The organism is Acaryochloris sp. 'Moss Beach', from assembly GCF_021497025.1.
GTDB classification, from domain to species: domain Bacteria; phylum Cyanobacteriota; class Cyanobacteriia; order Thermosynechococcales; family Thermosynechococcaceae; genus Acaryochloris; species Acaryochloris marina_A.
This window is the reverse complement of sequence record NZ_CP071717.1, coordinates 360,468-373,846: the sequence shown is the minus strand read 5'-3', so window position 1 is coordinate 373,846 and position 13,379 is coordinate 360,468. Positions and strand designations below refer to the sequence as shown.

Here is a 13,379-nt window from a genome sequence, read left to right as displayed (position 1 = left end):
GCACTATTTTGAACATGAAGAAAGTTGTTGTTGGTCTCTCTGGAGGAGTGGATAGCTCCGTTGCAGCAGCGAGTCTTAAAGAAAAAGGGTATGAAGTAATTGGTCTTACCTTATGGTTAATGCAAGGAAAAGGGCAATGCTGTTCTGATGGTCTAGTGGATGCTGCCCAACTTTGCGAGGATTTAAATATTCCTCATCACGTGGTGGACAGTCGAGACCTGTTTTCCAGTCATATTATTGACTATCTAGTAGAAGGATATCAGCAGGGAATTACCCCTTTACCCTGCTCACAATGCAATAAAACCGTTAAGTTTGGCCCCATGTTGAACTATGCCCGCCATGAGCTCAACACAGATACGATTGCCACAGGCCATTACGCTCGGATTGCATACAGTGAAAAGGACAAACGCTATCAGCTTCTACGGGCAGTGGATCGGAACAAAGATCAATCTTATTTTCTCTACGATTTAGATCAAGATTTGCTGAGCGGCACAGTTTTTCCATTGGGAGAACATACGAAAACTGAAACCCGCCGTATGGCGACTCAGCTTGATCTTCATACAGCCGAGAAACCTGAAAGCCAGGATTTGTGCTTAATTGAGGCTCATGGGTCGATGCAAACTTTTTTGGATCAATATATTCAGACTCATCCAGGAGAAATCGTAGACCAAGAGGGGAATATTCTAGGACATCATCAGGGGATTCATCATTTTACGATTGGCCAACGGAAAGGGATTGGTGTTGCAGCTCCTCGTCCTTTATATGTGGTGGATTTAGATCCAGGCAAGAATCAAGTCATTGTCGGTGATCGAGAGACTGCTCTTCGGACTGAATGTATGGTGAAACGAGTCAATTGGGTTTCGATTGCCCCTCCCCAAAATCCTATTCATGCTGAGGTCCAGGTCCGCTACCGCTCGAAGCCAACAGGCGTTACTATCGTTCCCTTGGAAGCAGATGCACAGGGTAGCCGAGTGAAGTTGGTTTTTGAGACCTCCCAATTTGGTATTGCACCAGGCCAAGCTGCGGTTTGGTATGACCAGGAAATCCTGTTGGGTGGAGGAATTATTGAGGCTTTTTCTTAATTCTGTCGTTTGCGCTTTAAGCCGTACCGGACTGCATTAAAGCTTGCATCGGTTGCCAGTTGCAAATATCCATTAATAGAGATTGATATCCTTGGGGATTCGGATGCAAGCCATCAGCTCCCATCTGTGGATCACACCAGCTTGCTCCTCTTTGTTGCCAGATATCAAACAGATCTAGGAAAGGAATCTGCCGCTCATGGCATGCCAGCCGAGTGGCTTCATTATAAAGATGCTGATCCGCGTGGTTGTAATAAAAGGCATCTAAGAAAGGCATGGCCTGTTCGTTTACAGGCACCATGCCGACAAACAATACGGGGCAAAGTTCAACTGCGCGATCGAGCAGTTCCGCCAATTGATTTTGAAAGTCTGGAAACGGCGTAAAACACTGGCCATTAAGCCGTCCAAGGCGAGCAGAATCATTCACCCCAACCGATAAAATGATTCGATCCGGGACCTGATGTCGCAGTTCCCCTCGATACCGAAATTCACTTTCTAGTCGCCGAGCAACGTGCTTAATGGTATCTCCACGCACCCCTAAGTTATAGAGGATATGGCCTGCATTATCGGGATACATCCACTGTCGTCGGAGTCGCTCGACCCATCCTCCTCCTTCAGGATCGCCATACCCATAGACCAAGCTATCCCCTAAAGCCACAAGCTTTAAAGGGACTGGGAATTTAGGTGTAGGCTGTTGGAGTTGGGGAGATGCAGAAAGACTATGCATTGTAGGTATAGTGTTTTGTTTTAAATCGAATTTGTAATATTTTGAATTAATTTTTTGTTAATTTCTTAACATTAGCATTCGATTCCCCTCACTTTAAAGCGTTACTCCAAAACCTTGCAGTGATGAATCTCACATTTCCAAGCCAATGAGCAGGGCAAGTTTAGATTCATTCTCCACAATCCGACGGTCATGGTTGCAATACAAACTCAACCCAGTATTTGCCAAGCTAAATATTGGCAAATACTGGGTTGAGTTCAGGCCGACTAACATCTGATGCACTGAAAGGCTAGTCAATATTGAGCTAACGGGGCAATTAAATTAGAGTTCGCCTCGAATATCTTCAACTACACCATCTCTTAGTAGGACTTCGACCTGCATTCTGCGAATGAGGTGATCTCCTTTCTTGATGTAGAAAAAGCTATCGATCTGCCCTTGCTCAACTTCTTGCTCCATCTCCAGGGATTGGACTTGGTTAAGTTGTTGTAAAACCTGATTTTTTTGATCTAGGAGTTCACTTTTGCGATTATTCGCTTGCATTTGGATATCTTGGATTTGAGCTTGGGTTTCTTCTGAAGTGCTACCTTCAGCCCCAATAATTTGAATTGTTTGCTTTTTCAACTCGCCGATCATTTGTTGAACTTGGTTATCAAGTTGCTGAAGCTGACCATCAAATTGATTGATTTGGGTTTGGAGCTGTTGTTGAGCCTCATCTTTCCATAGAGGGGTAACAACTGCTTTCACGGTAATGGGGCGTTTCAACAGAAGCTGATCAGCAGGAATTTCCATAGGTCTTTTGCAGCGATTTGAATCTATTTAAACATTCCGTTGATCATATCGCGGTAATGCTCCATGACAACACGACGGCGAACTTTTAGGGTTTGCGTAAGCATTCCATTTTCGATGGAAAAGGGTTCTAAGGCAAAGGCAAAGGGACCAATTCGCTCATCAGGGCGGTAGTTCGGACGATTTTTGACTTCTCGAGTAAGTTCCTGGCGAAAGAGATCTTGTATGGGTTGATCGGAAAAGGTGAGGACTTGGTTCCCTGGAGTGAGCGTAGTATCCGGTTGTTGAATGGAGACATTTTGATCGGAGGCCCACTGTTGCAGAGCATCGAGATTAGGAACAATTAGGGCTCCTAGGCTGCGTTGATCCTGCCCAACCACCATGATTTGATCAATGAATGAGCTGCGGGCACAGGCGTCTTCCAGAGGCTGCGGCTCAATATTTTCACCGTTGGAGAGCACAATGGTATCTTTGGCTCGTCCGGTCAGAACCAGATCTTGTGTCGGCGTCAACCAGCCTAAATCTCCTGTATCAAACCAGCCTTCTTGATCAATCACTTTTGCTGTCGCTGTCGGATTTTGGTAGTAGCCCTGCATAACTTGAGGTCCTCGGACAATGACGAGGCCTTGTTGACCTGTGGGTAAGGTTTGACGAGTTTGCGGGTCGACAATTTTAATTTCTGTTTTAGGAATGGGCTTACCCGCTGAGCGGCGCAAATTTTTTCCTGTCCGACGAGAGGTTAATACGGGCGAGGTTTCTGTTAATCCATAGCCCACGAGTACATCAATACCGACGGTTTCAAAGAAGGTCTCTAGGTGCATGGCTAAGGAGCCGCCGCCGCTGAAGGACAGCTTGAATTGTCCGCCCATGGCCTGTCTGATTTTGGTATAGACGATGCGATCGCCCAATTGATGCAAAGGACCTAGGAAAATCATCTGCAGTTGAGCCGAAAACCGCTGTAGCCCTGACGGATTGAGATTGTTAATGTTGAGTCCTTGTTGAGTCCGGCGGGCCAAAATATATTTCTGGCTGATCCCAAAAAACGTATTGATCAGTTTTTGACGAGTGGCAGGTTCACTCCGAAATTTTTTCTGCATCCCTTCGTAAAGAGACTCCCATAAACGCGGCACACTGCCCATATAGTGGGGTTTATAGGTTTGCAGATCTCCTTTGAGGTTTCGAATGCTGGTATAGATTTGCGTGCATCCTTGGGACAGGAAGTAGTAGTCTACCAAGCGACCGAAGGAATGCCAGGTGGGGAGGATACTGAGAATGCGATCGCCTACTTCTGGCTGAACCGCCGCAGGCATGGCCGTAATGATGTGGAGCAGGTTGCCATGACTCAGCATGACTCCCTTGGGTTTGCCACTCGTTCCAGATGTATAGATCAGCGTCGCTAAATGTTCTCGATCCAAAGGAACCGCACGAACGGCACCGTGAGTTCCTTCTTGGAACACTTGGGGAAAGTTCAATACCTGAGATTGGCCGTTGTTTGACACTTCTTCATCCGAAAGCAAGGCCACCAATTTTAAAGGGATTTTCGTCAGGAATGGCTGCAATTTACTGAATGTTGCCGCATCCTCAACCAGTAGAAAAGTGGCCCCACTGTTTTCTAGAATGTAGACAAGCTCCTCTGGGCTGGCCTGGGAACTGCGGACCACATTGACGGCCCCTGCCATAATGCTGCCTTGATCAGCGATAAACCAGCGGGAACTATTATCGGCAAACAAAGCCACCCGATCGCCAGGTTTAACTCCTAAGGCCTGTAAACTAGCTGCGAACCGTTGGACTTGGCGGTTCAATTCCACATAGGTGAGATTCACTTCTGGCTTTACATGGGGATCTCGAAGTGCCACAATTTCCCCAAACTGCTGGGCGGCAATCGGCCATATTTCAGAAATAGACTGTAACTGGTTATATTCCAACTTCACCGTTTCTGAAGATTGTGGAGGATGGCCAACAGACATAGCTTGTCTTTCTCCGAGATGCGTGTGTACCTACATGACGATTCTCTTATAAATTTGAGCTTCGATCACAGGGAACACATTTAGATTAATTTCTTCAGGGACCAGAGAATATCAGATTATTCCCAAATTCACTGAGAAATACCGGGATATCCATTGGGCAAGATGGTCGTGGGATGAATGTCAGTGCCACTAAAATCAACAAAACTGGCGCGAAAAAAGTTGCTGCGAATTAAGATAGATTGTGATAAGTTGCACCTCTCTAAGTTGGCCCCACTCAGATTGGTGCCAGTAAGATTAGCTGCGGAGAGATTGGCTTGTTGTAAATTGGCATTTTGCAAATTAGCATGGGTCAAATCAGCTCTGATGAGTTGAGCAAAAGCTAATTCTGTACCGATGAATGAAGCCTCCTGTAGTTGGGAGTCTCCTAACTGAACGGAGTCCAGCCAGGTCTTTTCTAACTTTGCCTGGTAAAAGTTGGCTTCAATTAAATTAGCTCGACTCAGGGTTGCATAAGCTAGATTGGCGTAGGTTAAGTCACAACCTTGGAGATTGATGTCTGGTAAATACGCCTCAAATAAATTAATTTGACTTAAATCTGTATGACTGAAATCTCTAATTCCTGAATCATATTTTGCGAGTAAGTCTTCAGTACTAATCTTTTGCATGTGTAACTCGAACGACGCACATCCCCACTGGGCTAATTAGGTTGAGCATTTATACCTAACGCTTAATATGAATTTACATTCCAGTTTTGGGAAGGAGGTCAGTCTTAATAATGGCTTTAGCTTCTATACCGCTTAGGATTGTCTGGTCTTATATGACTCATTGAGTCAGTTAATAGTCGAGAGCATTAGCTAAGTTACGTAATACATCTACACAAAAAATCAAGATTCAAATTGACCCGTTAATATTCTGCCTAGCACTCATGATGGCTTCCGAATAGGTCGTGGGTATGTATTTGCCTAGAGACTTCGGCTATGCTTGATGGTGGGGAAAGAAGCAATCTAGGCATGCAAGCATGATTTGAAATTCATCTCAGATTTTCTTGCAAATTGTGTCAGTTCCTGACCACCGTACCGTTTCACAGCAAATTGTTTGGTACAAATCTTTATAGAACCTAATAGTCGTGCACAAGATTGTTCACGTTAAAGGAGCGCGATCGCATGTTCACTCACGTCAAGTCCACCATTAGACATATTGTTCCCAAGGAGCTGCAGGGACGTTCCTTAATGAAGGTGGTCTATGTCGTGTTAGAGCCTCAGTATCAGAGTGCCCTGACGGCTGCTGCCAATGCCATTAACAATAATCATGACAGTGTTGCTGTAGAACTCAGTGGTTACCTGCTAGAGGAATTACGGTCACCAGAAAACTATGAAGCTTTTGAAGCCGACATAGCAGAAGCCAACATCTTCATCGGCTCATTGATTTTTATTGAAGACTTGGCTGATAAAGTCGTGGCTGCGGTTGAGCCTCATCGGGACCGTTTAGATGTAGCGGTGGTCTTCCCCTCCATGCCCCAGGTGATGCGCCTAAATAAAATGGGTAGCTTTACGATGGCGAATTTGGGGCAATCCCAAAGTGCGATCGCACAATTTATGCGCAAGCGGAAAGAGCAGTCGGGTGCCTCGTTCCAGGACGGCATGCTGAAGCTGCTGCGCACCTTACCTAAAGTCCTTAAATATTTGCCCGTTGATAAAGCCCAGGATGCTCGCAACTTTATGCTGAGCTTTCAGTATTGGCTAGGCGGCTCTCAGGATAACTTGGAAAACTTCCTGCTGATGCTGGCTAACAAATATGTGCCAGAGCTAGAGGACAAGGTCCAATTTGCAGATCCGGTCACCTATTTAGAGATGGGCGTTTGGCATCCCCTGGCCATGGAGATGTTTGCCGATGTCAAAGAATATCTCAACTGGTTTAGCTCTCGGCGCGATATTCCTGATGCGCTCAAAAATGGGACGGCGCCGACAGTTGGTCTGATTCTCCAGCGAACTCACTTAGTAACGGGCGATGACGCTCACTATGTAGCCACGGTTCAGGAATTGGAATCTCTAGGCGCTCGGGTGATTCCGGTGTTTGCCAGTGGTTTGGACTTTTCCAAACCTGTGGAAGAGTTCTTTTATGAGACACCAGGTGGTGAGACTGCATTGGTAGATGCAGTTGTTTCCTTAACGGGCTTTGCCCTGGTGGGCGGTCCTGCCCGCCAAGATCATCCCAAAGCAGTAGACGCCCTCAAAAAGCTAAACCGCCCCTATATGGTGGCCTTGCCCCTAGTCTTCCAAACCACGGAAGAGTGGGAAGAAAGTGATTTAGGCTTGCACCCGATTCAAGCTGCCCTACAAATTGCTATTCCTGAGCTGGATGGAGCGATTGAGCCGATTATTTTGTCGGGTCGAGATGGCGTTACCGGACGTGCGATCGCACTGCAAGACCGGATCGAAATGGTTGCCCAACGAGCCATGAAGTGGGCCTCCCTACGCCGGAAAACTAAAGTGGAGAAGAAGCTAGCGATTACGGTGTTCAGCTTCCCACCGGATAAAGGCAATGTGGGCTCCGCTGCCTACCTGGATGTGTTTAACTCCATCTATAAAGTGATGGAAGCCATGAAAAAGGATGGCTATACCATTGAGGATATGCCCGAAGACTCCGAAGCTCTGATGCTGGAAATTCTTCATGATGCCCAGGCTCAGTACAATAGCCCCGAGCTGAACATCGCTCACCGAATGTCGGTGCACGAATATGAGTCCCTCACCCCCTACTCCAAACGCTTAGAAGAGTCTTGGGGGCCTCCTCCTGGACAACTCAATAGCGATGGCCAAAATCTTCTGGTTTTCGGAAAAACCTACGGTAACCTATTCATTGGGGTTCAGCCCACCTTCGGTTATGAAGGTGACCCCATGCGCTTGCTGTTCTCCCGCTCCGCTAGTCCCCACCATGGATTCGCCGCCTACTATAGCTATCTAGAAAAGATCTTTAAGGCAGATGCCGTTCTTCATTTCGGCACCCATGGGTCTTTGGAATTTATGCCCGGTAAGCAAATTGGTATGTCCAACGAGTGCTACCCCGACACCTTAATCGGCAACATTCCCAACCTCTACTACTATGCCGCCAATAATCCGTCAGAAGCGACCATTGCCAAGCGCCGTAGCTATGCCAACACCATTAGCTACCTCACCCCTCCTGCAGAAAATGCAGGTCTTTATAAGGGCCTAAAAGAGCTCAGCGAACTGATTGCCTCTTATCAAACCCTCAAAGAAAGTGGTCGAGGCATTCCTATCGTTAACACGATTATGGATAAAGCCCGCTTGGTGAACCTAGATCAGGACATTAACCTGCCTGATCAGGAAGCCAAGGATATGACCCAAGAAGAGCGCGACACCATTGTCGGTCGGGTCTACATCAAACTGATGGAAATTGAGTCACGGCTCTTGCCCTGTGGTCTCCATGTGATTGGTAAGCCCCCCACGGCAGAGGAAGCCATTGCTACCCTCGTAAACATCGCTAGTCTCGATCGGGGTGAAGATAATATCTTGGGTCTCCCTCGTCTGATTGCCAATAGTATCAATCGCGACTTGGACGAAATTTTCCGCAATAGTGATCGGGGTGTCCTTGAAGATGTTGATCTCCTTAACACCATTAATGAGACGACACGGTCTGCCGTTGCTGCGATTGTCCACACCCAGGTTGATGAAGAAGGCCGAGTTTCCACGGTTTCTCCCTTGAATTTGTTTAACTTCGGTCGCCAAGAAGAACCTTGGGTAAAAGCCCTGAATGAAGCGGGCTTCCCAGATTTAGACCAAGAAGCTTTAACCCCTTTGGTGGAGTATTTGGAGTTCTGTCTCAATCAGGTGGTTGCGGATAATGAATTGGGTGCCTTACTCCAAGCCCTAGAAGGCGAATATATACTCCCCGGACCAGGGGGTGACCCGATTCGCAATCCAGATGTGTTGCCCACTGGCAAAAATATCCATGCCCTTGACCCCCAATCCATTCCCACGGAAGCAGCAGTTCAATCTGCTAAAGTCGTTGTTGACCGACTCTTAGCCCGTCAAAAGCAAGAGAATAATGGCGAATGGCCTGAATCCATTGCCCTAGTCTTGTGGGGAACGGACAACATCAAGACCTATGGTGAGTCCTTGGCTCAAGTGATGTGGTTTGTGGGTGTGAAACCCCTACCAGATTCTTTAGGTCGGGTGAATAAGCTAGAACTGATTCCCTTAGAAGAACTGGGACGACCTCGCGTTGACGTAGTCGTTAACTGCTCAGGCGTGTTCCGTGATCTGTTTATCAACCAGATGGCTCTGTTAGACCAAGCAGTTAAGATGGCCGCTGAAGCGGATGAGCCCTTAGAGATGAACTTTGTCCGTAAGCATGCCCTTAAGCAAGCGGAAGATATGGGCATCAACCTGCGACAAGCTGCTACCCGAATCTTCTCCAATGCCTCTGGTTCCTACGCGGCCAACGTCAATTTGGCAGTAGAAAACAGCACCTGGGATGAGGAAGCTGAACTACAAGAGATGTACCTCAAACGGAAGTCTTTTGCCTTCTCTGCTGATTCCCCTGGCGATATGGAGCAATCCCGACAAATTCTGGAAGCCTCTCTCAAAACAGTAGATGCCACATTCCAGAATCTCGACTCTTCTGAGATTAGCCTTACGGATGTGAGTCACTATTTTGATTCCGATCCGACTAAGGTGGTTTCCAGCCTGCGAGATGACAAGAAGAAGCCTAATGCCTATGTTGCCGATACCACAACGGCCAATGCCCAAGTCCGAACCCTTTCGGAAACAGTTCGCCTGGATGCTCGCACCAAGCTCCTTAACCCTAAGTGGTATGAGGGAATGCTCAGCCACGGTTATGAAGGTGTACGGGAGCTGTCTAAGCGCCTAGTGAATACCATGGGCTGGTCGGCCACGGCAGGTGCAGTAGATAACTGGGTTTATGAAGACGTGAACACCACCTTCATCGAAGATGAAGAGATGCGGAATCGTCTCAAGAATCTCAATCCCCATTCTTTCCGCAAGGTGGTGAGCACATTGCTAGAAGTGAATGGTCGAGGGTACTGGGAAACCAGTGAAGAAAATCTGCAAATGCTTCGTGATCTCTATCAAGAAGTTGAAGACAAGATTGAAGGTGTTGAATAGCCATCCTAACTATCAACCCTAGAGAAAGAAGCGTCCTACGTATAACGGGGCGCTTTTTTTGAAACTTAGTTTCAAGTCTTCCAAGTAACAGTTAGGATCTTAACCCTAGTCCAGACCGAGCTCATCCTTGAGTATTTATATATGAAGATGGGTATTCCAATATCCCGGAAGTAGGCTGCTAGTTTGATGACGGGCAAGCTATCAGAAAAACGGTAAGAACCTCTTCTTCATTAATTTGTCTTTCGCTCTTTTCTCGTAAAGAAGACCGCTTTTGTTTAAAAACCTATTCATTTATCAATTTATTAAATGGCTGAATTACCCCCAAGCTCTGAGTTCTCTACTCACCCCTGCCGAGAACACTCAGATTGATCAAACGTTGCTACCCACGCGAGAACGCTTCTCCATTCGTCTCACAGTTTACTGTTGGAGATATCTACAACAAATTAGTACCCAACTGCAAATACCTATTGAGTCTCTTTCGTCTCCGCAAATCCAGGACTGTATTGGCAAAGACACTCAGTTACTTGCAGGTCCCCAAGTAGATGCTGACTTTATCGATTGGTTTAGCCATTTAGTCACATCTTCGCTCAAACCGTTAAGTGCGATCGCATTAGAGGATCAAGTGCTCATTAATAATTTGACTTTAGAGGCAATAATTAGTTGGTATACACAAAGAGCTATGCAATAAATAGGTCAATCATCTATCAAGTTAGTAGAGAAAATACTAGCCTTATTGCTTAAGTTAATGCTATAGCTAAATCAAGGGTGAGAAATCTCCCTAAATATTGGTAAATCACTGATTAGTCTTAGATTTGCTAGGAAATGACTATCTCTGATAGTAAATCTCAAACTATTGGATTATCCTGAATAATAAGTAATCGCTATATTACTATTTTTTATAAAGAAAAGTGGTAGTACTGGTCTTATACGCGAATATAGATTGCTTTTAGCCCTTAGTTAATAATCGTATAGACCATTTGTCTAGATTTACTCCAAATTCCTCATAAAACATGGGTTTTGGACTTGTGAATTCTGATAAAAGACGAGTACAAAAGTGACTACCCTTAAAAAATTTTGTATGAAATGGATTGTATATTGGTTGGCAGTGATCCTAATCATTGAATCGCAATAAGAATAATATTATAATTGAGTCCGATTTTACAAATACTTATTTTTTATGTGAATGGATAAAAAATAAGTATTTAGTGAGTTATTGAACTAAGATTCTTGAGATCCAAAAAAATTTTTATCTTGTGAGATACCTATTGGTTTAAGAAAAAACTTTATAAGTTTAAGTTGATTATTTGTGAAAGCATACCGACCATTAGGTTCTCTTTTATCTATTTTTTTACTAATAAATTATTTAACTCGTACTTTTAGCCATGCCTCCAAAAGTGTTTTCATTTGATGTATTTGACACAGTTATAGTGAGAGTATGGGCTAGGCCGACCGATTTATTTATCCAAGTTGCTGATGAGCTTATCAAGGCAGGGCTGATATCGACGCCCCAAGAGCTATGGCCAAATATAAGAACTGGTATTGAAAGAGAACTACGATCCAATAATCATACGAAAGAGATTCACATTGACTCGATTTATAATGCTCTAGCACTAAGATATAGTTGGTCATTAGCTGAAAGGGAATTAGCTCTTCAGATTGAAACCAAGATAGAGAAAAAAGGATGGCATTTAGTCCCATCAATAAAGAAGTATATTCAAGAGATACACCAATCTGGAAATAACGTTATTTATCTTTCAGACATGTATCTAACTGATGTCACTATTCACTCATTTCTGCAAGAAAAAAAATTTATGGAGAGCAGGAGATATTTTGTATGTCTCTTCATCAATAGGATTAACAAAAAAGACTGGAAAACTATTTGACTTCTGCCTAAAAAAACAAGATGTTAGTCCTCAGCAGCTATATCATATAGGCGAAAATAAGATTAGTGATTTTTTGGTCCCTAAACGGTCTAGAATAAATGCGCACCATTATACTGATACCCAATTAACAAGATATGAAAGAAAAATTGCAGAGCATACTTCTCTTCCAGTAAAGTTGCGTTCTTTATTGTCAGGTAGTTGCCGTCTTAACCGTTTGAACTCACCATATATAGACCCTCATCAATCGGTGATTTGGCAAACAGCTAGTGATGTAATGGGGCCAGTTTTATTTAGCTTTGTTTATTGGTGTCTTGTAGAAGCTAAAAAACGGAATATTACACGTTTATACTTTATAGCTAGAGACGGTCAAATTCTACATAAAATTGCAATTTCTATTTGCAAGATTTGGGGATATGAAATTGATTGTCGATATTTATATGGATCACGCCAAGCAATTAAATTCCCTAGTATTACGGAATTAAATGCATATGAGCTAGACTGGATTTTTCAATTCAAAGAAGGATCGCTATCAGTCAATAGTATTTGTGAAAGAGTAAATATAAATCCATTGCAAATAAAAAGATATGCTAGTCCGGCATGGATTCTTGCAAAAGGATTGGCAAACAGAACTCACAATTTTAGATAGAGATAAACTGAGGAAAGTTTTTCAGAATGAGCAGGAAATTAGCAGTTTAATCTTAGCAACTGTCAAAAGCTATCGCGAAGCAGCTATAGGCTATTTTGCACAAGAAGGAATGTTGGATGATATTTCTTATGGCTTTGTTGATTTAGGGTGGACAGGTAGTGTTTTAAAAGCACTTGGTGATTTGCTGAGAGGTGAGAACTTACAGCCTAATAATGAAATACAAGGCTTTTATTTTGCATTGAAACAGCGAGTAGATTTACCTTCTGAAAGCCTAACGGCATATTATTATGACAACTTAAATCCTAAATTCAAAAGACTTTTAGTTTGTCAGTCATCAGAACTATTTGAGGCTTTAGTGGCTGCAGACCATGGAAGTACGGTTAAATATGAAAGACAAAATGGCCGATATATACCTATACTTCGCAACTCTGAAAATAAAGAAATATTAGACTGGGGAATACACGCCTACCAACAATCTATTCTGTCATTTTCAAATATTTTATTGTTAAATATTGAAGAAGATTTATTTGATATTCCTCACTCTCTCACTATAAGTGATGTACTTCTAAACTTATTTGTAAAGTCTCCTAGTCGCTTAGAATCTGAGGTTTTTGGCCAGCTTCAACATTCACAAGATATGGTAGAAGCGCAATTATTCTATTTAGCTCCTAAATTAAGTATGAAGGATTTTTTGTGTCTATCACTCCAGGGAAACCCTTTTCCAAGCTATTTATGGATTCCTGCAGTTTTTGCCCAAAGCAATCGCTATTTAACTCTGCCTTTTGCTGTTCTCTTTAGTCTTTTTCAAGCATTAAAGCTGATAAAACAGCGAATCATATGGTTAGTAGGTGGCTAAGCTTAAGTTAAATATACCCTAACTTTAACTTTAAGGACGCATTGCTTCGAACAAAAGCTTTGGTATTTTGGTTGATATGAATTTATTGTGGGTCTATTTCAAGCTAACAACCACAGTCTTTGTATTTATGGTTGTTCTGATACAATGCAATTTCAAGAACTTTCAGGTTGCTAAAGCTAGGCATAGTTTTTAGTGCATGATGATTATAGATTTGTTTAAATAAAATTAATCACAACATCGAGTGGAATATGGTTACCTGTTCTTCAATTCAGGCTCAAAGATTAAAAAGAAGATCAC

Annotated in this window: 10 protein-coding genes; 6 read left to right on the top strand and 4 right to left on the bottom strand. The window is 43.7% G+C overall.

The genetic code is table 11. The features are described 5' to 3' along the window. The first annotated feature begins 14 nt into the window (after nucleotides 1-14). Entirely contained in the window at nucleotides 15-1,082 is a 1,068-nt protein-coding gene (gene mnmA / locus HRE53_RS01790) for a tRNA 2-thiouridine(34) synthase MnmA (protein ID WP_235108851.1), read from the top strand. Between the two features lie 16 nt (nucleotides 1,083-1,098). Here the strand turns inward: mnmA and HRE53_RS01785 are convergent, their stop codons facing one another. The 4 genes from HRE53_RS01785 to HRE53_RS01770 form a co-directional block, all read right to left on the bottom strand. After that, a complete protein-coding gene (locus HRE53_RS01785) occupies nucleotides 1,099-1,806 on the bottom strand; it encodes a GDSL-type esterase/lipase family protein (RefSeq protein WP_235108850.1) in 708 nt (235 codons plus the stop codon). Nucleotides 1,807-2,124: 318 nt separating this feature from the next. After that, on the bottom strand, nucleotides 2,125-2,592 hold the full coding sequence (locus HRE53_RS01780) for a YlqD family protein (protein WP_212661954.1): 468 nt from the start codon (nucleotides 2,590-2,592) through the stop codon (nucleotides 2,125-2,127). 23 nt (nucleotides 2,593-2,615) lie between these two features. Beyond that, nucleotides 2,616-4,556: a long-chain fatty acid--CoA ligase gene (locus tag HRE53_RS01775; protein ID WP_235108849.1), complete on the bottom strand. Its 1,941-nt coding sequence runs from the start codon at nucleotides 4,554-4,556 to the stop codon at nucleotides 2,616-2,618. A gap of 128 nt (nucleotides 4,557-4,684) precedes the next feature. Further along, complete coding sequence (locus HRE53_RS01770; RefSeq protein ID WP_212661952.1) at nucleotides 4,685-5,221, bottom strand: pentapeptide repeat-containing protein; 537 nt, start codon at nucleotides 5,219-5,221, stop codon at nucleotides 4,685-4,687. A gap of 498 nt (nucleotides 5,222-5,719) precedes the next feature. On the opposite strand from HRE53_RS01770, the gene HRE53_RS01765 reads away from it, so the two are divergent. The 5 genes from HRE53_RS01765 to HRE53_RS01745 all read left to right on the top strand — a co-directional run bounded on the left by HRE53_RS01765 (nucleotide 5,720) and on the right by HRE53_RS01745 (nucleotide 13,082). Next, nucleotides 5,720-9,697, top strand: coding sequence for a magnesium chelatase subunit H (locus HRE53_RS01765; protein ID WP_235108848.1), 3,978 nt, complete (start codon nucleotides 5,720-5,722; stop codon nucleotides 9,695-9,697). A gap of 271 nt (nucleotides 9,698-9,968) precedes the next feature. Next, nucleotides 9,969-10,385 (top strand): hypothetical protein, encoded by a 417-nt coding sequence (locus HRE53_RS01760; protein ID WP_235108847.1) that lies wholly within the window; start codon nucleotides 9,969-9,971, stop codon nucleotides 10,383-10,385. A gap of 694 nt (nucleotides 10,386-11,079) precedes the next feature. Beyond that, entirely contained in the window at nucleotides 11,080-11,580 is a 501-nt protein-coding gene (locus tag HRE53_RS01755; protein ID WP_235108846.1) for a hypothetical protein, read from the top strand. Then, nucleotides 11,528-12,226: a hypothetical protein gene (locus HRE53_RS01750; protein WP_235108845.1), complete on the top strand. Its 699-nt coding sequence runs from the start codon at nucleotides 11,528-11,530 to the stop codon at nucleotides 12,224-12,226. Before HRE53_RS01755 ends, HRE53_RS01750 begins: the two co-directional genes overlap by 53 nt. Next, complete coding sequence (locus tag HRE53_RS01745; protein ID WP_235108844.1) at nucleotides 12,186-13,082, top strand: hypothetical protein; 897 nt, start codon at nucleotides 12,186-12,188, stop codon at nucleotides 13,080-13,082. The genes HRE53_RS01750 and HRE53_RS01745 overlap by 41 nt, the downstream gene beginning before the upstream one ends. Nucleotides 13,083-13,379 lie beyond the last annotated feature (297 nt).